General features: G+C 41.1%; 19 protein-coding genes and 4 tRNA genes. 6 read left to right on the top strand and 17 right to left on the bottom strand.

Annotated elements, in window-relative coordinates:
- Positions 1–26: 26 nt before the first annotated feature.
- The 4 genes from HHO47_RS08665 to HHO47_RS08680 all read right to left on the bottom strand — a co-directional run bounded on the left by HHO47_RS08665 (position 27) and on the right by HHO47_RS08680 (position 503).
- Positions 27–103: transfer RNA gene (locus tag HHO47_RS08665), tRNA-Pro, on the bottom strand.
- A gap of 17 nt (positions 104–120) precedes the next feature.
- Positions 121–196: transfer RNA gene (locus HHO47_RS08670), tRNA-His, on the bottom strand.
- A 23-nt stretch (positions 197–219) separates the two neighbouring features.
- Positions 220–296 (bottom strand) — tRNA-Arg (locus HHO47_RS08675).
- Between the two features lie 130 nt (positions 297–426).
- Positions 427–503, bottom strand: a tRNA-Pro gene (locus tag HHO47_RS08680).
- Positions 504–851: 348 nt separating this feature from the next.
- On the opposite strand from HHO47_RS08680, the gene folD reads away from it, so the two are divergent.
- Positions 852–1,706, top strand: coding sequence for a bifunctional methylenetetrahydrofolate dehydrogenase/methenyltetrahydrofolate cyclohydrolase FolD (gene folD, locus HHO47_RS08685; RefSeq protein ID WP_169019935.1), 855 nt, complete (start codon positions 852–854; stop codon positions 1,704–1,706).
- A gap of 72 nt (positions 1,707–1,778) precedes the next feature.
- Here folD and HHO47_RS08690 read toward each other — a convergent pair whose 3' ends face one another.
- Together HHO47_RS08690 and cysS are read right to left on the bottom strand one after the other, a co-directional pair.
- On the bottom strand, positions 1,779–2,669 hold the full coding sequence (locus tag HHO47_RS08690; RefSeq protein WP_169019936.1) for a DMT family transporter: 891 nt from the start codon (positions 2,667–2,669) through the stop codon (positions 1,779–1,781).
- A 180-nt stretch (positions 2,670–2,849) separates the two neighbouring features.
- Positions 2,850–4,229, bottom strand: coding sequence for a cysteine--tRNA ligase (gene cysS, locus HHO47_RS08695; RefSeq protein ID WP_169019937.1), 1,380 nt, complete (start codon positions 4,227–4,229; stop codon positions 2,850–2,852).
- Between the two features lie 149 nt (positions 4,230–4,378).
- On the opposite strand from cysS, the gene HHO47_RS08700 reads away from it, so the two are divergent.
- Positions 4,379–4,870, top strand: a complete 492-nt coding sequence (locus HHO47_RS08700; protein ID WP_169019938.1) for a peptidylprolyl isomerase — start codon at positions 4,379–4,381, stop codon at positions 4,868–4,870.
- 89 nt (positions 4,871–4,959) lie between these two features.
- Positions 4,960–5,703, top strand: coding sequence for a UDP-2,3-diacylglucosamine diphosphatase (locus tag HHO47_RS08705; RefSeq protein WP_169019939.1), 744 nt, complete (start codon positions 4,960–4,962; stop codon positions 5,701–5,703).
- A gap of 303 nt (positions 5,704–6,006) precedes the next feature.
- On the opposite strand, the gene miaE is transcribed toward HHO47_RS08705, so the two are convergent.
- Positions 6,007–6,774 carry a tRNA isopentenyl-2-thiomethyl-A-37 hydroxylase MiaE gene (gene miaE, locus HHO47_RS08710; protein WP_169019940.1) on the bottom strand — a complete coding sequence of 256 codons (768 nt, stop codon included), beginning with the start codon at positions 6,772–6,774 and terminating at the stop codon, positions 6,007–6,009.
- A 530-nt stretch (positions 6,775–7,304) separates the two neighbouring features.
- On the opposite strand from miaE, the gene HHO47_RS08715 reads away from it, so the two are divergent.
- Together HHO47_RS08715 and HHO47_RS08720 are read left to right on the top strand one after the other, a co-directional pair.
- A complete protein-coding gene (locus tag HHO47_RS08715) occupies positions 7,305–7,928 on the top strand; it encodes a hypothetical protein (protein ID WP_169019941.1) in 624 nt (207 codons plus the stop codon).
- A gap of 95 nt (positions 7,929–8,023) precedes the next feature.
- Positions 8,024–8,623, top strand: coding sequence for a Yip1 family protein (locus HHO47_RS08720; protein ID WP_169019942.1), 600 nt, complete (start codon positions 8,024–8,026; stop codon positions 8,621–8,623).
- Positions 8,624–8,737: 114 nt separating this feature from the next.
- Here HHO47_RS08720 and purF read toward each other — a convergent pair whose 3' ends face one another.
- From purF to fabB, 10 genes are all read right to left on the bottom strand, one after another.
- Positions 8,738–10,264: an amidophosphoribosyltransferase gene (gene purF / locus HHO47_RS08725; protein ID WP_169019943.1), complete on the bottom strand. Its 1,527-nt coding sequence runs from the start codon at positions 10,262–10,264 to the stop codon at positions 8,738–8,740.
- An 18-nt stretch (positions 10,265–10,282) separates the two neighbouring features.
- Complete coding sequence (locus HHO47_RS08730) at positions 10,283–10,777, bottom strand: CvpA family protein (RefSeq protein ID WP_054206292.1); 495 nt, start codon at positions 10,775–10,777, stop codon at positions 10,283–10,285.
- 61 nt (positions 10,778–10,838) lie between these two features.
- Positions 10,839–11,477 carry an SPOR domain-containing protein gene (locus HHO47_RS08735; RefSeq protein WP_169019944.1) on the bottom strand — a complete coding sequence of 213 codons (639 nt, stop codon included), beginning with the start codon at positions 11,475–11,477 and terminating at the stop codon, positions 10,839–10,841.
- A gap of 11 nt (positions 11,478–11,488) precedes the next feature.
- Positions 11,489–12,754, bottom strand: a complete 1,266-nt coding sequence (folC, locus tag HHO47_RS08740) for a bifunctional tetrahydrofolate synthase/dihydrofolate synthase (RefSeq protein ID WP_169019945.1) — start codon at positions 12,752–12,754, stop codon at positions 11,489–11,491.
- Positions 12,755–12,777: 23 nt separating this feature from the next.
- A complete protein-coding gene (gene accD / locus HHO47_RS08745) occupies positions 12,778–13,653 on the bottom strand; it encodes an acetyl-CoA carboxylase, carboxyltransferase subunit beta (protein WP_169019946.1) in 876 nt (291 codons plus the stop codon).
- A 160-nt stretch (positions 13,654–13,813) separates the two neighbouring features.
- Complete coding sequence (truA, locus tag HHO47_RS08750) at positions 13,814–14,608, bottom strand: tRNA pseudouridine(38-40) synthase TruA (RefSeq protein WP_169019947.1); 795 nt, start codon at positions 14,606–14,608, stop codon at positions 13,814–13,816.
- Positions 14,609–14,786: 178 nt separating this feature from the next.
- Positions 14,787–18,554 carry a FimV/HubP family polar landmark protein gene (locus HHO47_RS08755; protein WP_169019948.1) on the bottom strand — a complete coding sequence of 1,256 codons (3,768 nt, stop codon included), beginning with the start codon at positions 18,552–18,554 and terminating at the stop codon, positions 14,787–14,789.
- 319 nt (positions 18,555–18,873) lie between these two features.
- Entirely contained in the window at positions 18,874–19,890 is a 1,017-nt protein-coding gene (locus tag HHO47_RS08760; RefSeq protein ID WP_169019949.1) for an aspartate-semialdehyde dehydrogenase, read from the bottom strand.
- 51 nt (positions 19,891–19,941) lie between these two features.
- Positions 19,942–21,060, bottom strand: coding sequence for a 4-phosphoerythronate dehydrogenase (locus tag HHO47_RS08765; protein WP_169019950.1), 1,119 nt, complete (start codon positions 21,058–21,060; stop codon positions 19,942–19,944).
- Between the two features lie 109 nt (positions 21,061–21,169).
- A complete protein-coding gene (gene fabB, locus HHO47_RS08770; RefSeq protein ID WP_169019951.1) occupies positions 21,170–22,381 on the bottom strand; it encodes a beta-ketoacyl-ACP synthase I in 1,212 nt (403 codons plus the stop codon).
- A gap of 177 nt (positions 22,382–22,558) precedes the next feature.
- Here fabB and mnmC point away from each other — a divergent pair, with 177 nt between their 5' ends.
- Positions 22,559–24,583 (top strand): bifunctional tRNA (5-methylaminomethyl-2-thiouridine)(34)-methyltransferase MnmD/FAD-dependent 5-carboxymethylaminomethyl-2-thiouridine(34) oxidoreductase MnmC, encoded by a 2,025-nt coding sequence (gene mnmC / locus HHO47_RS08775; RefSeq protein ID WP_169019952.1) that lies wholly within the window; start codon positions 22,559–22,561, stop codon positions 24,581–24,583.
- Positions 24,584–24,706: the final 123 nt, after the last annotated feature.

The raw sequence follows: 24,706 nt of genomic DNA on the forward strand, positions 1-24,706 counted from the left end.
GTATTTGAGACCACTTTTTGAGAAAGTGGTCGGCGATGCAGGATTTGAACCTGCGACCCCTTGGACCCAAACCAAGTGCGCTACCAAACTGCGCTAATCGCCGATATTCTTTTTTGTAAATGGGGTGACTGATGGGGCTCGAACCCACGACAACCGGAATCACAATCCGGGGCTCTACCAACTGAGCTACAACCACCGCTATATTTACATGTTTTCAAATGGTGCACCCAGAAGGATTCGAACCTTCGACCGACGCCTTAGAAGGGCGTTGCTCTATCCAGCTGAGCTATGGGCGCATCGAAAACTTCATAGTTTACCAATAAGCCAATCTATTATAAATAGAAAGCGGTCTGCTTTCAGTATTCAACCTATGACTGCATGGGATATACCCAAACTAATTATCATAACTTTTTATAATTAAGAAAGTGGTCGGCGATGCAGGATTTGAACCTGCGACCCCTTGGACCCAAACCAAGTGCGCTACCAAACTGCGCTAATCGCCGATGCTTACTATTATTAACAAGTGACCTCGCTAACAACGGGGTGCATAATAGTGATTTGACCGTGTCAGGTCAAACCTTTTTTTAAGAAAATAAATCAATCGGTCATTTTTAGTTCATAATGGTTAAATATTGTGAGGTTCAGTTAAAATTCCAACTGTTTTATATAATTAGCGGGTATATCAGAAAAGCAACTTGGCGCATTAGCGCTTTTCTGCGAAAATAGTAAGCATACTAAAAACGAGTAATAGAGAACGCGTTCTTTATTAGCATTATATTACCCCAATTTCTGTATGCATGCGTTTTTAAAGTATCGGTATTAAGTTAACTAACCCCAATTAAAGGTCACCCATGACGGCAAACATCATCGATGGTAAGGCAATAGCTAAACAAGTACGCAGTGCAGTAGCACAAAGAGTAAGTGAGCGTGTAGCAAACGGTTTGCGCGCACCTGGACTTGCAGTTGTACTTGTAGGGCAAGATCCTGCAAGCCAAGTTTATGTAGGTTCAAAACGTAAAGCCTGTGAAGAAGTTGGCTTTATTTCTAAATCATTTGATTTACCAGCAGATACAAACGAGCAAGCATTATTAGATTTAATTGATGAGCTCAACAACGATACACAAGTTGATGGTATTTTAGTACAACTTCCTCTTCCTGCTGGTCTTGATGTTGAAAGAATCCTTGAGCATATCACTCCACTCAAGGATGTTGACGGCTTTCATCCTTATAACATTGGCCGTTTAGCACAGCGTATGCCAGCCCTTCGACCTTGTACGCCAAAAGGTATTATTACACTACTTGATTCGACCGGTGTTAAGTACAAAGGTATGCACGCGGTTGTCGTTGGCGCTTCTAATATTGTTGGGCGACCTATGGCATTAGAACTATTATTAGCTGGTTGTACTACAACTGTATGTCATAAATTTACGCAAGATTTAGAAACTCATGTACGCCGTGCTGATCTGTTAGTTGTGGCCGTTGGTAAACCTGAGTTTATTCCTGGAGATTGGGTTAAAGAAGGTGCAATTGTGATCGATGTAGGCATTAATCGTTTAGATAGCGGCAAATTAGTCGGTGATGTACAGTATGATATCGCTGAACAAAAAGCACATTTCATCACGCCAGTACCTGGCGGCGTAGGTCCAATGACAGTCGCAAGCTTGATTGAAAACACCCTTGAAGCCTGTGAAAAATATCACAGCTAAGAGACTATCAATTTTTGATTTTATTTATGTAAAAAAGGGTTGCTGTTTAGCAACCTTTTTTTGTTAACTAAGTTACGTCAATTTAGCTGTTCGCCATCGCTGTGTTAGCTTTAACAATTGCGGTAGCACAGAGAAGAAAATCATTAATGTCATGAACATGTATTGCCACAATTGATATTGCTCGCCCAATAACAGCACAGCACAAATAATACCTGCGATTGGATTTGCTATAGTGCCGAATGTAAATTCAACCACCGTCATTCTCCCAAGCAACCAAACATAGAGCGCATAGGCAATCGCCGTATTGGGCACCACTAACCAAAAGAGTACAAACCATTGGCTTGCAGTAAATGTACTGCCTAAAGCATGGTAGGCATCTGGTGCAATAAAATAACCTTGAGTCGCTGCAGCCGCAGTCAAAATCGCCCCGCCAATGATCAATTGCCAAGTCAGCACAGTCCACCAATGGATATGTATAGTGATTTTTTTCACTAATGTACTGCCCACTACAATTGTCAATAAAGCTCCGAGTAAAGCTGCCACACCGAGGAAGTTTAGTACGACATATTGGGGATCAAATAAACACCAAGCCAGTATCACTAATACCGCTGCACAAAGTGATTGTATTAATGCGGGGCGTTGCCCTTTAATTAACCACGCATATACAAGTGCAACTACAGGAACAGATACCATACCCACTCCCGCTATTGCAGCAGGTAAGTTAACCGCCATCACAAAAATAAAGCTAAAGAACAGCGCAATATTTACTGACGCTAATACCATGAGGCCGCGCCATTGATTGCGCTTTGGCCAAGATGGTTTGATAAACCATAATAATATACCGGCTGGTAGTGCGCGGATCGCACCAAGTAAAATCGGCGGCCAATCAGGGGTGGCATATTTAGTGACCGCATAGGTGGTGCCCCATAAAAAAGCAGGGATCATGGCAAGAAAAATATTCATTTCATTCCTTTCAAAATAACTAAGAACCGCAAAGGTAAAACCTAAAGTTAAGTTGAGGTCAAGCTAGAAAAAATAAAAAGGCTGCCAAATAGGCAACCCTTTATAATAACTTACTAATATAATACTGACTAAAAAACGACTTGTTCAGTAATACCTATTTGACTAGCGCTAGTTAGGTAATTACGCTTTACGCCATGTAGTTTTACCTGCAGAGTCTTCCAGTATCACCCCAAGCGCATTTAAAGCATCACGCGCTTCATCAGCCGCAGCCCAATCTTTACTTGCTCGCGCTTCATTACGCTTAACTATTAACGCTTCTATTTGGGCAACTTCGTCATCTGCTTGGGCACCTTGTAAAAATGCCTCAGGTGCTTGTTGTGCAATTCCTAATACTTCACCAAGGCTGCGCAGTACAAATGCTAATTTACTTGCTTGCGCTGCATCAGTGTCTTTTAAGCGATTCAGCTCTTTAGCTAATTCAAACAACACTGGTAAAGCTTCAGGTGTATTAAAGTCGTCATTCATGGCTTTTCTAAATTTAGCAACAAACTCATTGCCTTCTAAATCGCACTCTACAGGTTCTACATCACGAAGCGCTGTATAAATACGTTCAAGTGATGAACGCGCTTGGTCTAAATTCTCTTGCGAATAATTTAGTTGGCTGCGGTAATGGCCTGAAATTAAAAAGTAACGAACAGATTCCGTGTCATATTCTTTAAGTACATCGCGCACAGTAAAAAAGTTATCTAATGATTTAGACATTTTTTCTTTGTTTACCTGCACCATACCCGTATGGATCCAGGTATTTACGTACTCACCATTATTTGCACAGCACGATTGCGCTATTTCATTTTCATGATGCGGAAACTGTAAATCAGAGCCACCGCCATGAATATCAAAATGCTCACCAAGGTGCTTTGAACTCATTGCCGAACATTCGATATGCCAACCCGGACGCCCTTCACCCCACGGTGATGACCATGATGGCTCACCTGCTTTAGTTTTTTTCCATAACACAAAATCAAGTGGATCGTCTTTATCTTGTGCTACTTCAACGCGAGAGCCTGATTGCAACATCGTTAAATCTTGCTGAGAAAGTGCACCGTATTGCTCAAACGTTGATACATCAAACAAAACATCGCCGTCGGCTGCAACATAGGCATGGCCTTTTTCAATCAAGCGCTTAACCATAACGATAATTTCATCTATATGGCTTGTAACTGTTGGTTCAATATCTGGGCGTAGCATGTTAAGGCTATCAAAATCTTCATGCATTGCTTTAGTCATACGAACAGTTAAGTCATTTATTGACTCACCATTTTCGTTCGCCCGTTTAATTATTTTATCGTCGATATCTGTAATGTTACGCACATATTTTAAATCGTAACCAATATGACGTAAGTAGCGCACAATAACGTCAAAACCTACAAAAGTACGAGCGTGACCAATATGGCAGTAATCATAAATGGTGATACCACACACATACATGTCGACCTTGCCATCGACCATAGGGTTAAATTGCTCTTTTTGACGCGTGAGTGTGTTGTATATATTTACCATTTATTTTAAGTCCTTGACTATTTACTGAATCGCTATGTTAACACTTGAAAAGCCCCTGCTCTAGCGCTTTATCAATTGAATAAGCACTTTGTTAATCTTAGCTAACTAAGATAAAATAGCGCTAAATAAATCAGCTAATAGGAAACCACATGGTTGTTCTACACACAAATTTTGGTGATATCACCATTAACATGCACAAAGAAGATGCGCCAAACACAGTTAAAAACTTTTTACAGTATGCTAACGCAGGCTTTTACGACGGCACTATTTTTCACCGTGTGATTGATGGTTTCATGGTACAAGGCGGTGGTTTTGAGCCTGGTATGACACAAAAAGAAGTGCATGATCCTATTCAAAATGAAGCAAACAATGGCCTTTCTAATAAGATTGGTACGCTTGCTATGGCACGTACTCCTGATCCACATTCAGCAACAGCCCAGTTTTTCATTAACGTGAACGACAATGACTTCTTAAACTTCAGCAGTGAAACATCTCAAGGCTGGGGTTACTGTGTATTTGCTGAAGTTGTTGAAGGCATGGACGTAGTAGAAAAAATTAAAGCCGTTGCTACAGGTAGCACAGGCTTTCATCAAGACGTACCTCTTGATGACGTTATCATCACAAGTGTAACTGTAAACTAATAGTACGCTTAACCACGTAACGTGGCGTTTTAGCGGGTATTTATGCTATGCATATATGCCCGCTTTATTTATTTTTAAAAGACTTACCTATGACTCGCCAAACCTACTTTATTGCCGACCTCCATTTAAGTGAAAATCGCCCAGATATCAGTGCCGCTTTTTATCAGTTTTTAGACACGCATATTATTAATAAGGATGTAGACGCGCTATATATACTCGGTGACTTTTTTGAAGTATGGGTGGGTGATGACTATGTAACTGCACTCTCAACTGAAGTTGCAAAGCATTTAAAAGTAGTGAGTGATAACGGCACCCCAGTATATTTTGTACATGGCAATCGTGATTTCATTATGCGCGATAAATACGCCAAACAAGCAGGAATGACTTTATTACCTGAACAGCTGGTAATTGACTTATATGGCACTCCCACCGTCATTTTGCATGGCGATGAAATGTGCACACAGGATATTGCATATCAAAAGTTTCGTAAAAAAGGCCGCAGTTGGTGGTGGCCAAGATTAATGCTTGCTATGCCATTGTGGTATCGTCGCAAAGTTGCGCAAAATGCCAGAGAAAAATCAAAGCAAAATCAAACCGGTAAAGCGCTTGAAATATTAGACGTTACTGAACAAGCGGTACTAGCAACATTTGCAAAACACCAAGTAAAACATATGATCCATGGCCATACCCATCGTCCTAATGTGCATCATTATGAAGTAGATAAGCAAACACTCACTCGCACAGTGTTGGGGGATTGGTATACTCAAGGCTCTTATTTAGTCGTTACCGCACAGACACAAAAATTAGTAAGTGAGCCATTCGAACAAATATAAAAAGTTGTCTACGCTTACGATATTGTTCGTTTTCTAGTAACAGTCGTAATGCTTAAGTTATTTTTCATACTTATTTGTTTACTTTACGCAAGCCATACCGCTTGGCCGCGTTGATTTATCGCAGGCACCAAAAAGTCGTGAGTACTGGTTAAACAATCATCCACAGTTGCAAACAAGACAGTCAATCCAATATAAATAATGGTGAGGCTGCACAAGCTCTTCTACGCCATGGCTTTTCAAAGGCTAAGACTGAGCATAAAAACACTTTTGATGATAAAGCTGCAGCAAAAATGTTGCTGTTGGTTAAGCGCTTTTATTTACCGGCGTACCACTGTGAAACTTAAAATCATTATCCAAAGATGTAATTAGCTGCGCCTCAATTTCGCCAAACTCTTTAACCCGTTCGGTGATATCAAAACCAGCAATTTCTTGGGCAAGAGTTAAATAATCTTGGTAATGGCGTGCCTCTGAGCGCAATAACGAAATATAAAAATCACCTAAACGCTTATCAACATGTGGGGCAAGCGCGGCAAAACGTTCGCACGAACGAGCTTCTATGTAAGCACCCACTATAAGCTTGTCAACCAGCGCATCTGGCTCAAAGGTTTTTACATGTCGTAGCATACCCTTAGCATAGCGACACGGCGTAATACTTTGATACTCAACTGCGTATTCATCCATGATCTCTAATACTTGATAAAAGTGGTGCAGCTCTTCTTTGATCAACATCACCATTTTATCAACCAAGTCTTGCCCGTAAGTAGAATCTGATTTAGGGATCATTGATTTAGTCAGTTTGTTTTTAACCGCAAGATCACGCCAGTTCCCCTCACGTTTGTAAATCAGCGTTTCAAAAGGCTTTAGCCACTCAAGTAAGGCATCACTGCTTTCTTTGTCCACGACATACTTACGGATTAAAAACATCGCAGATTGCGCCGCTTTTAGCTCACAAATTAAATGATCAATTAATATGATGGGTAAATTTTCTTTTTTGGTCGCCTGTTCAACCCACTCATCGGGAGTTTCACACATTAAAAATGAGTGAATTGGCGCCAATAATTCTGTGTACATTGTGTTAAGTTCAACCTATTTAAGCATGGCGATAATTTTAACACGAAAATGTACTGGTGTTTAATATATCAAGCACAACCGCTAAACAGATTTAAGGCTCTCTAGAAGCTTTAATTAAATTTGAAATTCTTTTGTTAATCTGAACTTAGTCATCGTATAAAAACACTTTAAAGAAGCTTGCTTTAAAAATGGAAAGTTCGAACTTATCTTTTGGATGTAATTTAGAGACAAAAAGTAAAAAACATGGTAACTTTTTAAGGCTGATAACAATCAGTTTTAATGATAGAGGTTTGATTTTTATAAGTTTTCAAACACAATGAAGTTGTTTGAGTTAAAGCTAAAAGTTCTAACCTATATATTGGTAACTTCTTCAGTTTGTCATTACTTCAATATATTCAAGTTTATATCGCTTTTAAAATAATTTTCATAAAGGAATAGTTAGTAGTGAAATTTTCAAAGTTTTGCCATTTTAAGAAACTATGAAGGGCATAAATTTAGTGTCACGTTAATTGATAGCGATGGTAAAAAGGTTGCTGGCGGGTACAGCGTTGCTGTATCTACCTCTACCTAATTTCTTTAATAAAGCCACTACTTTTACAAAAACTGATAATGGGAATATCTCTGAGCAAAAAAATACTAAAGAGACAGGTGTAAAACTCAGTGTAAATATTGAGGCACCACCTAAAAAAACGATAGAAAAACAAGAGCAACTCTCTAATTTATCGTTAATTGAAGGCAGTGCTTACGCTACACTCTTTAAAAATGATGAATTTGATTTTACTAACATGAGTACCAATGAACTACATTACATTGTTAAAACTGCTAACGATATGGATCGTGAATACACACAAAAATTCGGCAGTGAAGAACCAGTAAGACGAGATCAAGCTGGTAATCCGATCATATCTAGAAAAAGAGAAGAAATGCTTAATTTAGAGTCGAAACTTAATATTCTTTCTTTTGGCGGAGGTAATGTAGATCCTGATGAAAAAATCAACATAAAAGAGTACTTAACAACGAGCTCAAAACAATCAGATAACGAAGCTAAAAACTACCCAGAGCGCAGCACATATCAAGTAAGAGCATCTTATATGAAGGAAATAATTAAAAAAGTGCCAACACTTAATAATACACTACACATTGCGGCTTCTTGACAAGCGCCTATTACTGAACCATAAATAAATAGACTGTATAAAAAACAAACCAACTATAACCAAACAGTAATTTATCCTTTTATGGAGAGCACGCAATGATACTAAATCACCTATGGGGCTTATACGCCCATCCACTCGAAGAGTGGCAAACAATAGATAACCGCCACGAAAGCTTAACATATAGCCTGTCACATATATTACTGATAGCGTTATTTCCTTCAGCAATGGGCTATTATTCGTCCGTTTATTTAGGCTGGAGCATCGGGGCTGGCAACCCGGTATTTTTAACCCACGATAGTGCAATACTGATTGCCGCTGCTATGTATGCCGCTTTGATTGTAGGTGTGTTTGCGCTGGCTTATTTAGCGCATTGGATGGCTGTGACTTTTGGTGCAGAACCAACGTTTACCCAAACCTTAGAGCTTGCAGCGTATACTTCAACACCAGTATTTATGTCAGCATTGGCGGCATTTTGGCCAGAGTTATGGTTTGTTGTCTGTGCGGGTTTGATCGCATTAGGCTACTCGGTCTACTTACTCTATACCGGCGTGCCCATTTTGATGCATATACCGCAAGAGCGTGGCTTTATTTACGCAAGCTCTGTGGTAACTTGCGGATTAATTTTACTGGTGATTATTTTAGCTGTCACCGCCATATTGTGGACCAACGGTATTGTAAGTCCAACCTTTACATAATACCTAGTTCAACGTTAGAAGCTGTAAATGTAGTATAAAGTAGTGTTATTATTTTCTTTCCTTCGCAAAAAAGGAGCTAAATTTAGCTCCTTTTTTTATTTCGCTAGGCAGAAATTAATCTGAGCCGTTTTCTTCTTGGTTATGCAACTCTAAACCAGCAGACATGGCACTTTCACGACTACTTTTTGCCGAATCATTGCGCAGCTGTTCGATACGATTCAAATAATTTTGATCGATACCACCGGTAATATATTGACCATCAAATACTGACGTTTCAAATCTGGTGATTTCTGGGTTTTCCAGCGCTACGGCAGCAATCAAATCAGGTAACGACTGGAAGATTAAACCATCAGAGCCAATACTTGCATTAATATCTTCAACTTCACGCCCATGAGCAATCAACTCAGCCGCCGATGGCATATCAATACCATAGACATTAGGGAAACGAATTTCAGGTGCAGCAGAAGCAAAGTAAACGTTTTTAGCACCAGACTCACGCGCCATTTCAACGATTTGCGCTGACGTAGTGCCACGTACAATCGAGTCATCAACGAGTAATACGTTTTTACCTTTAAACTCACGGTCAATTGCATTGAGTTTTTGACGTACTGACTTTTTACGCATTTCCTGACCAGGCATGATAAACGTACGGCCAATATAACGATTTTTAACAAACCCTTGGCGATATGGCAAATCAAGTACACGCGCGATTTCCAATGCCACATCACATGATGTTTCTGGGATCGGAATAACAACATCAATGTCTTTATCAGCCCATTCGCGAGCTATTTTTTCGCCAAGCTTAGTGCCCATATTTACGCGTGTAGCGTAAACAGACATATTATCAATGTTTGAATCTGGACGAGCAAAATATACAAACTCAAAAATACACGGTGAATACGATGCTTTATCGGCACATGTTTGTGAGTAAAACTCACCGCCTTCAGTAACATATATCGCTTCACCAGGGGCTACATCACGCACAAATTCAAAACCATCGGTTTTTAACGCAACGCTTTCAGAGGCAAACATATACTCAGTGCCATTTGCAGTTTCACGTTTACCAAACACCAATGGACGAATGCCATTTGGGTCACGAAACGCGATAATACCATGGCCGATTACCATAGCGATGGTTGCGTAACCGCCTTGAACTTTATTTATAACTTCGGTGATACCGTTAAAAATATCTTCAGGGTCAAGATACAGTTTATTTGGTTTACTTAATTCATGAGCCATGATGTTAAGTAAAATTTCAGAATCTGAGGTTGTGTTAACGTGGCGACGTGCTTCACAGAACAATTGCTCTTTAAGCTGCTCTGCATTGGTTAAGTTACCGTTGTGTGCTAAAGCAATACCGAACGGTGAGTTAACATAGAACGGCTGCGCTTCAGACGAGCTAGAAGAACCAGCTGTCGGATAGCGTACATGGCCGATACCAATAGTGCCTTGTAAACGCTTCATGTGGCGGGTGTGAAATACATCTTTCACTAAGCCATTTGCTTTGCGTAAACTAAAGGTGTTGTTTTCAATGGTAATGATGCCCGCGGCATCTTGGCCACGGTGTTGCAAAACAGTTAAGCCATCATAAATCGCCTGATTTACAGGAGATGTTCCGACTATTCCAACGATACCACACATGAAATTTTTCCTCGCCGATTAACGGTTGACCGAATTTAAAAAGCTAGAATTGTTTTCGAGGTATGAAAAAAACCACTCAACAACAAAGCCAAATTCTGGGATCAAAATAGAGTTACCCCACCAGTGCGTATTGGGTGCACCAGTAAAAGCATCAAGAAAGAAGAGTAACGCGCTCACGACCAACACGCCACGAAGTGCACCAAAGACAATGCCAAAGACACGGTCTGTGCCAGACAAACCAGTACGTTGTACAAGCTCACCTAGAAGGTAGTTTAACAATCCGCCTAACAATAGCGTCGCAAAGAATAATATGGCAATGGCCGCTGCATTTCTTAAAAGGGGTTCAGAAATACTGGTTAGGAATGATGCTAAATATTGGTAAAATAAGCTAGATATGATAAATGCACCAGCCCACACAGCCAAAGACATTGCTTCTTTTATAAAGCCACGAATTAAACCGATAATAGTAGACAGTGCAATAATGCCAAAGATGGCGTAATCAACCCAGATCATATGAACCAACTAGTCGTTAATTTGGGGCGCATTCTATAAGAGGTCAGCACTAAATGCCAGATCATTTTGCGACTTCAAATTGGGTAACTTTTCCGTTCAGTTTAGTAAGCGCTTTTAATTCAGGGAGTTTGCTCTCAAGCTGTGCTTTATCAAGCGACGGACCCACAAAAACTTTGGTTAAAGTACCATTTGGTGTTTTAACTGGACGGGTAAAGGTTTTAAACCCTTTGTTACTTAGTTTCGCTTGTAGTGATTTGACGTTAGCACTATGCGAAAAGCTCCCCAACTGAATTACATACGCCATTTTCGATAAATTTTCTTCAGGCTTACGTGCTGGCTCAGACTTTTTTTCAACAGGCTGTGCTTTAGTCTTTGCTACAGTAGTTTGCTCAGTCGATGCTTCAACCATTTTTTGCGCTACTGGCGTCGTCTCTACAACCGCTTCAGAAGAACTTGAGAGTAGGCCATCATCTGGCAATATATCTTCCTCAGGCTCTTCATTTGGCTGCTGTGCGTTAGCCACTTGATCATCAATTGAATCTTGCAAGTCAATAGTTGTGAATTCAGGACGTTCCGGAATGGCTTTAAAGCCTTCTTTGTAATGTACTTTTTCGCCATCAAGAATATTAGGAATAAACACGATAGCTGCAATCACCACAATAGTTGTGCCGACTAAACGATTTATAAAGCCTGAGTTCACCTGATCCCTCTCTATTTTTTCCAATAATTTATGGCCGCTGCAACAGTAAAAAAGGAGCCGAATATAATGAGCACCGTTTCATCGTCGAGCTCGGGTAATACACAATCCAGCGCAATATCAACAGTTTGATAGTGTGCAATCGGTGCATCTGTATCGACCGCAGCAATAGATTTAGCTAAATTCTCTACTTTATCGCCACGAAAACAATTAAGTCCGGCTAAACACCACGCATCAATTACTGGGCTAACTTCATTTAATACAGCGACTTTGTCTTTATCAGCCAGCATAGCGACTAACGCATGAACTTTAAAGCCTTGATCACGAAGCCCTGCTAACTTTTGCGCTAAATAGCGTGCAGATTCAGCATTATGTGCCACATCAGTATAGACCATAGGTGCGCTGCTTAGTTGCTGAAAACGCCCCTCAACGACTAAATTAGCTAAACAATTACGGATCACCGCCTCACTAGGTAATAAATCTAACACAGCTAATGTGGTTAGTGCCGTTGCCGCGTTTTGGCATGGGATTGATGGTTTAGCAAACTCAAAGTGATGAGCTTGATATTGCCAACTAAAACTTTGCGTATGCTCTTTAAATCTAAAGTCTCGCCCTGATAAATGCATCACCGCATTAATTTCATGACCGTAGTCGGTCACTGTGTGTGGTATATTTAAATCGCCGACAATGGCAGGAGTGCCAGTACGGAAAACTCCTGCTTTATCATAACCCACAAGCTCGCGCGTATCACCAAGGTACTCTTTATGATCTAGATCTATGGTGGTGATCACACTAGCAAACGGGGTAACAATATTGGTAGCATCGAAACGCCCACCTAAACCCACTTCTAACAGCACATAATCAACGCTATGGCGTTTAAAAATAGCCAGTGCGCCTAATGTGCCATACTCAAAATAAGTCAGTGGCGTATCACCGCGCTCTTGCTCGAGCAAGTCAAACGCATCCACATGAAATTGGTTATCAAGCTCAGCGCCATTAATGCGCACTCGTTCGTTATAATTAATTAAATGAGGAGATGCATAGGTGCCAACCGAATAACCTTGGGCAAGTAGCAGTGATTCTAAACATCGGGCAGTGGTGCCTTTGCCGTTGGTGCCGGCTATTAGAATAATTTTACTTGGGCTATTTAGTAAACCAATGGTATTGGCAACTTTAGCTACGCGTTCTAAACCCATGGCAATATTTGCTGGGTGAACACTTTCTAAATAACAAAGCCAATCATCAAGGCTTGATGATTGGCTAGGAAGATTTTTTGTCATAGCTGTATCAGTAAAGCTGAAATTTACGCTACTCTATGCTCTTGTTCCGTAGAAGGCAAGTTCATAAATTTAGCTAGTATACGGGCAAGTGTGTCACGCATTTCACGGCGGTCAATAATCATATCGATAGCACCATGCTCAAGCAAGAATTCACTGCGTTGGAAGCCTTCAGGTAAGGTTTCGCGTACAGTTTGTTCAATTACACGCGGCCCCGCAAAGCCAATTAATGCTTTTGGCTCCGCCACGTTAATATCACCTAGCATAGCTAATGATGCTGATACACCGCCCATAGTTGGGTCTGTCATAACTGAAATAAACGGTAAACCTTGTTCGCTCATCTTAGCAAGTGCAGCACTGGTTTTAGCCATTTGCATAAGTGACATAAGTGCCTCTTGCATACGTGCACCACCTGAAGCTGAAAAACAAATTAGCGGCATATTATGCTCTAAACACTGATCAACAGCATCCACAAAACGTGCGCCAACAACCGATGCCATTGAACCACCCATAAATGAGAATTCAAATGCGACAGCGGCAACTGGAATGCCTTTTAAGCGCCCTTTCATTGCAACTAATGCGTCTTTTTCGCCACTTGACTTTTGTGCGGCTGCGATACGATCTGAATATTTTTTCGAATCTTTAAACTTTAAAATATCTTTTGGTTCGTGCTCTGTACCTAGCTCTTTGCGATCTGCATCATCTAAGAAATGCTCTAGGCGTTTTCGGCCACTCACACGCATGTGGTGATTGCATTTAGGGCATACATTGAGTGATTTTTCTAATTCAGCTTTATATAAAATCGAATCACAATCTGTACACTTTGCCCAAACACCTTCTGGGATCTCTTTACGAGCCGAAGACTTTGTTGTTTTAGGTAGGATTTTTTCTAACCAACTCATTTGCAACTCTCTTAATACTATTCTGTGCTTTGCTGCGTTCCTGCCAAATCATTATTGACAGACAAATTTTTTCAATTAAAACATGAATTCCACACAGGCGGTATAAAAAACTGGTCTTAGTAGTGAAATGCCTGCAAGATTATGTTTAAATTATCATCAACTAACCTTGTGCATCCGGTAAGAATAAAGGACCAAGTGGTGTCGACGGAATTTCAAACCGCGCCGGATAGTCTACATCAACTAAATATAAACCTGCCGCCTTTGCCGTCGCACTGGCTTTGGCTCGCTCTTTTAAATCAAGTAACTCTTTTAGCCACACAGGTTGCTGCTTATGAATACCAATATCGGTTAAGCAACCGGTAATGTTACGCACCATGTGGTGTAAAAATGCATTAGCCTTAATATCAATAATCACATAACTACCTTGTCGCTCAACCGACAAGTGATGAATTGTACGTGTAGCAGTATTCGCTTGACAATGCAAAGCTCTAAATGACGTAAAATCATGCTCACCTAATAGATATTGACATGCCTCTTGCATTTTAGTTTCATCAAGTGGATGATGAAAATGCGTAACGCCTTCATTTAATATTGCACCTCGAAAGGCGTTATTATAAATAACATAACGATAACGACGAGCAGTAGCACTAAAACGTGCATGAAAATCATCACTCACCAGTTTTGCATAGCGAATAGCAATATCTTTCGGTAACAAGGTATTCATACCCATAGTAAATGCAACCATATCGCGTTCAGCATCGGTATTGAAATGTACCACTTGCCCAGTGCCGTGCACGCCAGCATCAGTGCGCCCAGCACAGACTATTTCAACTGGGTGATTACAAATACGCGAAAGCGCGGTTTCTACTTCTTGTTGTACGCTATTTACATGCGATTGACGTTGCCAACCACTATAACGGGCGCCGTTGTACTCAACTCCAAGTGCTACTCGCATAATTACTGCTTTACCTACTGTGCTAATGAGCAGGGCATTTTATGCTATCTGACGCTGCAATAAAAGTGACTCTATACAAATTATGCACACAGTAGCCAAGCAACGTATTTTCAATAGCTAGAAAACGGGGAGTAAACTAAATTTACTCCCCCGTTTTAACTATAAATGCAGAAACAACTTACAGTAATTTTGCTTTTAATCTTTGTGCTTCTTCTTGTACTTCTTCGGGGCCATTCGCAACAACTTCTTCAATCGCACCTAGCGCAGAGTCCATATCACCAATTTCTATGTAGGCCCGAGCTAAGTCGAGCTTTGCTGAAAAACCGCCACTTTCAGCATCCACATCAGTTGGACTATCGCCCGCTAATAAAGCGTCAAACTCACTTAATCCTACATCCATATTTACATCATCATAAGGTTCATGATCTAAACTTGCATCATCACTTTGTTCGATCAACGCATCAATATCAACAAATGCATCCGCAATCATATCCTCATCTGTTGATGCATTCACGTCTTCACTTAATTGCTCAGCCGACGGCATATCTTCTGGTACTGAAAGCTCTTCAAGTGCTGCAAGATCTTCACTGAGTAGCGCATTGAAATCAACTGCAAACTCGCTGCTATCATCTATTGCTAATGACTCAGGTTCAGCCAACTCACTAAGCAATGCATCAAAATTTGTTTGACTGAGATCAGCCATAAAATCATCATCAAAATCGTGTTCTAAGCTATCTAAATCGTGGTCTCCCGCCATTGCATTAGCAAGATCTTGCTCAGCTTGACTAAGCTTCAGCTCTGGAGTCTCTGGTTCTGCCGTTTCCAGCTCAGCCTCATCGGCTAATTTTGCGTCACCATCAGTCTCTTCATCATTGAGTTCAAGTTCTGGATAATCATCAAGCTCTAAACTTGGTGTTACTATATCAATGCTAAGAGGTTCGTCTTCCAGTGCTAAATCAAATTCATCACCGAGTTCTTCATCTGCAAGTGGGTCATCGCCCAGATCAATTTCGACTTCTTCGATATCATCATTGAGCTCATCAACAGCAGACCATTGTGGAGGCTCTACGTAATCGTCTTCTTGCTGCAGCTCATTGAGTAAGTCGTCAACACTTTTTAGTGAGGGATCATTATATTCTTCAATTAAATCATCTTCATCGAGTAAATCGTCGCTTGATTCTGCGCTCGTTTGTGCAAATAAATTATCATCTAAACCTTCAAGCTCTGGCTCTGCTGCAAGCTCTGGCTCTGCTGCAAGCTCTGGTTCTTCTTCAAGCTCTGGTTCTTCTTCAAGCTCAGGTTCTTCTTCAAGCTCTGGCTCTGCTGCAAACTCTGGCTCTTCTTCAAACTCTGGTTCTGCTGCAAGTTCAAGCTCTGCTGCAAACTCTGGTTCTTCTTCAAGCTCTGGTTCTTCTGCAAGCTCTGGTTCTGCTTCAAGCTCTGGTTCTGCTGCAAGCTCTGGTTCTGCTGCAAGCTCCGGTTCTTCTTCAAGCTCTGGTTCTTCTTCAAGCTCTGGTTCTGCTGCAAGCTCTGGTTCTTCTTCAAGCTCTGGTTCTTCTTCAAGCCCTGACTCTGCTGCAAACTCTGGCTCTGCTGCAAGCTCTGGTTCTTCTTCAAGCTCTGGTTCTTCTTCAAGCCCTGACTCTGCTGCAAACTCTGGCTCTTCTTCAAGCTCTGGTTCTTCTTCAAGCTCTGGTTCTTCTTCAAGCTCTGGTTCTACGGCAAGCTCTGGCTCTGCTGCAAACTCTGGCTCTGCTGCAAGCTCTGGTTCTTCTTCAAGCTCTGGTTCTTCTTCAAGCTCTGGCTCTGCTGCAAACTCTGGCTCTTCTTCAAGCTCTGGTTCTACGGCAAGCTCTGGCTCTGCTGCAAACTCTGGCTCTGCTGCAAGCTCTGGCTCTGCTGCAAACTCTGGCTCTGCTGCAAGCTCTGGTTCTACGGCAAGCTCTGGCTCTGCTGCAAGCTCAGATTCAATAGTTACTTCTGATCCATCGACTAAACTTGATGCAATCGATTCAACGTCTTCTACGTCTAGTTCGTCTTCTACATTCGATAACTCTTCCATCGAATCAGAAAGAGCTTCATCTAGCTGCGTGCTATGCGCTTGATCCGTTAAACTTTCAATATCACCGAAGTCAAATTCATCTTCTTCAGACAATACTGGCTCTGCGATTGCTTGATCGCCAGTCTCATCGATTAGGTTGTCAATATCGTCAATATCAAATTCATCATCTTCTTCAGACAATACTGGCTCTGCGGTTGCTTGATCGCCAGCTTCATCAATTAGGCTGTCAATATCGTCTAGATCAAATTCGTCGTCTTCTTCAGCCAATACTGACTCTGCGGTTGCTTGATCGCCAGCTTCATCAATTAGGCTGTCAATATCGTCTAGATCAAATTCGTCGTCTTCTTCAGCCAATACTGACTCTGTGGTTGCTTGATCGCCAGCTTCATCAATTAGGCTGTCAATATCGTCTAGATCAAATTCGTCGTTATCGTTCTTATCAGCCGGTTGATTACTACTTTGTTCATCGATCAATGCATCAATATCAAAGTCATCATCTTCATCTGCTAACTCTTCACTGAGTGCTGCTAAGTCATCATCTGAGTCAAGCGAGTCATCTAATTCAGCAGTCGCTTCATCATTGCCATTTGCAAATAAATCATCTAGATCTGCTGCACTTAGAATATCGCCATCATTGTTGTCGGCTTTAATATCTAAATCAATGTCGTCGCCTAAGCTGTCATCATCTGCTTGGTCAAAATCTTGTTGCATGAATATATCAAGTTCATCATTTTCTTCTTTAGCTTCATCACTTTCATCATCAAATACAATATCGTCACTAAGTAAGCCATTTAATTCGTCTTGATTTAATAAACTATCACCATCTTCAAACGCATCATCAATATTGTCATCAAAAATAATATCGTCGTCATCAGATAAAATATCGTTCTCAATATCATCAAGCTGAATGCTTACATCATCCTCTTGAACTGGATCTGGAATAATTGGATCAAGATCAAGTTCTTCCTCAGCTGTATAACTAGGGCTTTGTGGTAAAAACTCGTCATCATCAGTACTTTCATCTTCTTTGTTATTACGCTTGCGTAAAAACATCACGATTGCAAAGATGATTAATAACGCTGGAATTGTCATTAACAGTATGAGAACTAGTGGATTTGCTAATAGCCCAGCAAAATTAAATTCACTAGTCTCTTCGAGCTTTTTTGCTTGTTGTTGCTCTATAATTTCGTTCTGTTTTGCAATTAGTTCAGAAAGTTGGCGTTGAATCTCACTGTCTTTACCAAGCTGCTCACGAATATTTTCAAGCTCTTTAGAGACACCTGTTAACTGCTGTTTTAATTTATTGTTTTCGACTAAAATTTCTTCAACATTATCAACTGAAGACTTAAACTGCCTTTGTAATTCAACAAGCTGACTGCCCTGCTGGATTTTGATGCTATTGATTTCTTGTTTTAACTCTTGTTTAGCTTCATCAACATCCACTTTGCGTGCTTGAGTTACTTTGGTTTGTGAAGCAGTAATTTCGCTGTTCGTCAGTGTACCATTTCTCTTTTTTTCCCATAGCTCATCATCTTGCTCTGAGCGCTGTTTGGCAAGCTCCTGGTTTACTGCACGGATATCGGCTAAGGTTGGGATTTTTAAATACGCGCCATCGCGCATATGATTGAGGTTTTGATCTAAAAATGATTGCGGATTTTTTTCATATAATGCCTGCATAACTTGATAAATACTGACTGAGTTATCAGGTCGCACTTTTGCAGCAATACGCCATAGCGTATCGGTTGGTTTTATTGGTCCAATAGAACGCCCTTGTACGCCGTAATCAACGCCTTTAGGCCCTTTAAGTTGGCTGCCGTCTTGGGAGTATATCGGTGTTACCACCAATGCAGACGCTAATAAGAGGAGTGTAGCTAAACCGCGCATGCTGATCCTTTAATGTTTAAATGTTAACGCAGCATCATTAAATTAGACGCTTAAACATTGATTATTTCTTGCAGAAATAACGTACATAAATAAATAGTTAATTAAGTCTTTCCTGCAAGCTCTATTCCAGTTGCAAACTATAAACCAGTTGCGGTTTAATATCCATCGCAACACTTTGAAAGGTAATAGCTTAAACTTTATCAGCCGCAAGAGTTGTTTATCGTTAAGATTAAGTTTATACGCTTTTAGCAGCTATGCGGCAATTATTTGGCAGTTAAAAAATAAAAAAGCGACAAACTGCCGCTTTTCTTATCTACAATTAAAGGTAGTTTGCTATCAATTCTTCCGCAATTTGTACGCTGTTAGTTGCAGCCCCTTTACGAGTGTTATCACTTACCACCCACAGATTTAAACCATGCGGGTGTGAGATATCTTGACGTAAGCGCCCTACGTAAACAGTGTCATTACCACTTGCATCAGTAACCGGGGTTGGATAATCCCTTTCGTCTTCAATAAGCTCAAGCCCTGGTGCGTCATTAAGTAACTGTTTAACATGCTCAAAGTCGTACGGCATACGTGTTTCGATATTAATCGCTTCAGCATGACCAAAAAATACTGGCACGCGTACACATGTTGGATTAACAGCTATTGTTGTGTCACCCAAAATTTTGTGAGTTTCGTTAACCATTTTCATTTCTTCGCGGGTGTAGCCGTTATCTTCAAAAGCATCAATTTGCGGAATAACATTAAACGCCATTTGCTTTGGAAATAATTCGCTATCGATTGGGCGAGCATTCATTAGATTCGCGGTTTGTTTAGCAAGCTCATCAACCGCTTGTTTACCAGCCCCTGATACCGCTTGGTAAGTCGATACGTTGATACGATCGATGCCGTATGCATCATAAATAGGCTTTAATGCCACCATCATTTGAATGGTTGAGCAATTAGGATTAGCAATGATATTGCGATTTCTAAAATCTGCGAGGCTTGTAGCGTTAACCTCAGGCACAACCAGTGGAATTTCAAAGTCGTTTCTAAAATGTGAGGTGTTATCAATTACGATACAACCCGCGTCAGCGGCTATAGGCGCGTATTTTTCTGACACGCTGCCACCGGCAGAAAATAAACCAATATGCGCTTGGCTAAAGTCAAACTCTGCAACATCTTGCACTTCAATCGTTTCACCACGAAACTTAATATCTTCACCAGCGCTGCGACTACTTGCCAATAACAATAATTGATCAACAGGAAACTTACGATCTTCTAACGTTTCAATAATTTGGCGACCAACAAGACCTGTAGCGCCAAGTACGGCAACATTATATTTTTGTGACATGTGTATTCCTCGTTTAACAGCCGCCATTGTGGCCGCTGTTTAAATTTTAAGTTATTCGACTACGAAACCAAGCCCTTGCAGTAAAGGCGAATATGCGCCGGCATCCAGTACTTTTACTGTGCTAAATTCACGTCGAATGGGGTAGTTTTTACGTAAGCTATCAAACCCTTCACTTGCTAAGTTGCATCGTAAAATACCATCATCACGACGCACATCGTAAACTAGATGGATCAACTGACCTAAATCAGCTTCGCTGAAGGTTTCTTGTAATGTAACTTGGGTAAGCGCGGGCACTGGTAAAAAATCAGCTAATGCTTTGCCTGTTTGCACACCTTTAAGCTCGCACAGCTTTTCATAGAGCATTTGCGTGCCACGTGCTTTACCCTCTAAGGTATGGCCTGCGATATGGACACTGGCATAACGCACAAACTCAAGTAAATCTGTTAATATGGAAGGTTCGTTCTCCCATACATCTAATACCACATCGAGCTTTGCACCAGCACGCATAATTTCCAGTAAAGCATGATTATCAACCACATCACCGCGACTGGCATTAATCAAAATAGTGCCAGGTTTAAGCGCTGCTAAACGCGCTTTGTTCATTAAATGCAAGGTACTATGTTTACCGGTCGTTACTAACGGCACATGGAAAGTGACGATATCCGCTTTACTCAACAACTCATCAATATCCGTATGTTCGGCTAATTGTCCCGCTTCATACTTAGGTGGATCGCATACCAATACAGTGACATTAAACGCTGCTAATTTTTCTCGCAAACAGCTACCAATACTACCCACTCCGACAATCCCAATGGTTTTATGCTCCAAGGTGCAGGCATTTTCTTGGCACAGTGCAAACAAGCTACTGATCACATATTCAGCCACAGCAACGGCATTACAACCAGGTGCACTGGTAAATGCAATATCGCGTTGTTTGAGTAAGTCAGTATCAATGTGATCAACGCCGATTGTCGCCGTACCTACGTAGCATAATTTATTAGCATGTATTAATAATGCTTCATTTACTGAGGTTACCGAGCGAGTTAATAAGACATCAACATCAATGAGCTGTTCACTTTGTAATGTCCGACCATCAAAACGCGTTACTTCACCAAAATCAGCAAAAAATTGCTCAACAAGTGGCATGTTTTGGTCTGCAAGAATTTTCATTAACAAGTCCGTAAGCACTAAGAGCCGCTATTGTAACGAACCTAGCCGACTTTGAAAACGAAAAAGCCGAGCAAGTTGCTCGGCTTTTAGTTGTGATGTGACTTTTTAATTAGCCTTTATATTTACTCATCACTAACGTAGCGTTAGTACCACCAAAACCAAAACTGTTAGACATAACAGTATTTAGTTCAATGTCTTTACGCTCAGTGATAATGTTTAAGCCTGCTGCTTGTTCATCTAGCTCATCAATATTGATTGAAGGCGCAACAAAGCTATGCTCTAACATCAATAGTGAGAAAATAGCTTCATGCACACCAGCGGCGCCCAGTGCATGGCCTGTCATTGCTTTAGTCGCGCTGATCATCGGTGAATTACCACCAAATACTTCTTGAATTGCGCCTAACTCTTTTACATCACCTACTGGTGTAGATGTACCGTGAGTGTTTAGGTAATCAATACTGTCAATGCCTTGCATTGCTTGACGCATACAACGTGCAGCACCTTCACCTGATGGTGCAACCATGTCATAGCCATCAGATGTTGCGCCATAGCCAACCACTTCAGCATAAATATGTGCACCACGTGCCAGCGCATGTTCAAGTTCTTCAACAACAATAATACCGCCACCACCAGAGATAACAAAACCATCGCGGTTAGCGTCATAAGTACGAGAGGCTTTTTCAGGTGTTTCATTATATTTGGTAGAAAGTGCGCCCATTGCGTCAAATTCCATTGCTAATGTCCAGTGAAGCTCTTCACCGCCACCGGCAAAAACAACGTCTTGTTTGCCTAATTGGATTTGCTCAACTGCGTTACCAATACAGTGTGCAGAGGTTGCACATGCAGAACTAATTGAATAGTTAACACCTTTAATTTTAAAGGGTGTTGCTAAACACGCAGACGTTGTACTTGCCATGGTGCGCGGAACCATATAGGGGCCTACACGTTTTACGCCTTTTTCACGTAAAATGTCAGCCGCTTCAACCTGCCATTTAGATGAACCACCACCGGAACCAACAATGATACCCGTACGCTCATTTGATACTTGATCATCAGACAAACCAGAATCTGCAATTGCTTGCGCCATTGAGATATATGAATATGCAGCGGCATCGCCCATAAAGCGCATTGCTTTACGATCAACAAACTCTTTAACATCAATATCAATTTTGCCAGATACGTTACTACGTAATTTATATTCAGCAAATTCAGGGTTAAAAGCGATACCGCTCTTACCTGTTTTTAACGATTCTAATACTTCTTCTTTGTTGTTACCGATGCTTGATACAACACCGATACCCGTAATAACGGCTCTTCTCATGGGTAATTACCTTAGCTTGATACTAAATTGTGTTCTATTTTACGCTGAAACTTACAACGAAGTGGTCAGCTTTCTAGCGTACACTTGTACTCTGAACCTCTAGCTTATAAATAACGCCAGACTATTTCAAAGAAAACACGTAAAATAATGAAAAAAAGTACTCATTAATTGCATGCCATGATTAAAAACGCTGATATTCACTTTAATAACTTAGGTACACCCGTTGCAGACGACTTTAACGATGTCTACTTTTCGAACGATAATGGCCAAGCTGAGTCTGATTATGTGTTCTATCAACAAAATAATATGCCTCATCGATTACAAAATCATGACCGTGCACATTTCGTTATTGCTGAAACAGGTTTTGGTACTGGCCTTAATTTTTTAAACACATGGCAACAATTTAAAAATCATCTAGCCAGTAGGCAACACCATAATCAAGAAGTTCACAACCCCGCACAACAAAATGTGCAGCGCTTACATTTTATGTCTTTTGAAAAGTATCCAATTAGAACTGACGATCTGCAAAAGGCATTGCAAGTATGGCCTAATTTAGCAGCATTAAGTAAACAGTTACTTGCTAAGTACCCGATTAATTTAGCTGGTTGTCATCGTCTTGAATTTGATAATGGTCAAATTACACTCGATTTGTATTTTGGCGATGTGCAAGAATCGCTCGCAACTATAAGCTACCCGCAAACAGGTATTATCGATGCGTGGTATCTAGATGGTTTTGCACCGAGTAAAAACCCCGAAATGTGGCAGCCAACCTTATTTAATTCAATGGTGAATATTTCTCGTAGTAATGCCACATTCGCAACCTTTACAGTTGCAGGTGTTGTACGTAGAGGGCTTGCTGATGCAGGGTTTACGGTACAAAAAATCAAAGGTTATGGCAAAAAAAATGAAATGCTGATTGGCTCTTTAGCCCATGCTAACCAAGCACAATCGGCGCCACCTTATTTGGCTCATCAGCAAAGCTCACTTAAAAACGTTGCTGTCATTGGCGGAGGGATAGCCAGCAGCGCTATTTTATACAGTTTGGCGAAACGTGGAGTTAACAGCCAACTTTTTTGCCAAGATCGGCACCTCGCGATGGGCGCATCTCATAATGTACAAGGTGCGGTTTACCCGCATTTACAAGCAAAAAACTCTCCTCATAGTGAGCTTTTTGCACACAGCTTTTTATATGCAAAACGACTTTATCAGCAACTCACTGAGCATGGCTTTCACTATGATCATCAATGGTGCGGCGTATTACAACACGCGATCAAACAACCCTTAGTTGAGCGCCATCAAAATATTGCACATAAACAGCTGTGGCCAAATGAACTCATGCACAGCGTAACGCCTGAGCAAGGTGATGAAATTGCCGGTGTAAGTACAGGCTACTCAGGCGTGTATTTTCCGTTAGGTGGATGGGTTAATCCACCACAATTAGTGAGCGCTCTGTTCCAACAGGCCAATACACTCAAACCAATTAAAAGCCATTTTAATTGTGATATCGAACAACTTGAGAAAACCTCGCAAGGCTGGCTGCTATTGAGCCAAGGGCAACAATTTGGCCCATTTAGTGACGTTATTGTGTGTGCTGGTGAGCACAGCGACCGTTTTGTACAAACTCAGGCTCTGCCAATTGTTGGCGTACGTGGTCAAGTATCCCATGTACAAGCAAGTCCTGCATCACGTAAACTAAAAACCGTGCTATGTCATAAAGGCTACTTTACTCCTGCTTATTTAGACCATCACTGTATGGGGGCAACATTCGAGAAAAACTCAAAAAGCCGCGCGGTCAAAGACCAAGACAATCAAAAAAATCGTGAGCAACTGCTTCACTTTTATGGACAAACCGACTTTGCCAGTAGTCTAGGTGCGATCACGACAGCTAAAGCCGCTGTACGTTGTAGTTTTATTGATCACCTCCCTATGGCCGGAGAATGGCCGCAGCAAAGTGATTATATTCACGCGTTTGCCAATTTACGCGCAGGGAAACGCTATCAATATCACCCCTTACAAAAACCACAACAAGGACTACACATACTCACAGGCTTTGGGGCTCGTGGCTTATGCAGTGCGCCCCTGTGTGCGGAGCAATTGGTTGCTGCACTTAACAATGAACCACAGCCTTTGAGTGAGCGAGTAAGCCAAGCGATTCACCCAGCCCGCTTTATTGTTCGTGATTTAATTCGAAATAAAATTTAGCTTAACAAAAATAAAAACTGGAACGTTAGGCCGAGACTTTGCCGTGGTTACTGATGAGCTCCGTGTACTAGTGAGTAAACCTATCATTAAATATAAAAACGGCTAACTTAAAAAAGCTAGCCG

The organism is Pseudoalteromonas arctica (assembly GCF_012927645.1).
Taxonomy (GTDB): Bacteria; Pseudomonadota; Gammaproteobacteria; order Enterobacterales; family Alteromonadaceae; genus Pseudoalteromonas; species Pseudoalteromonas arctica_A.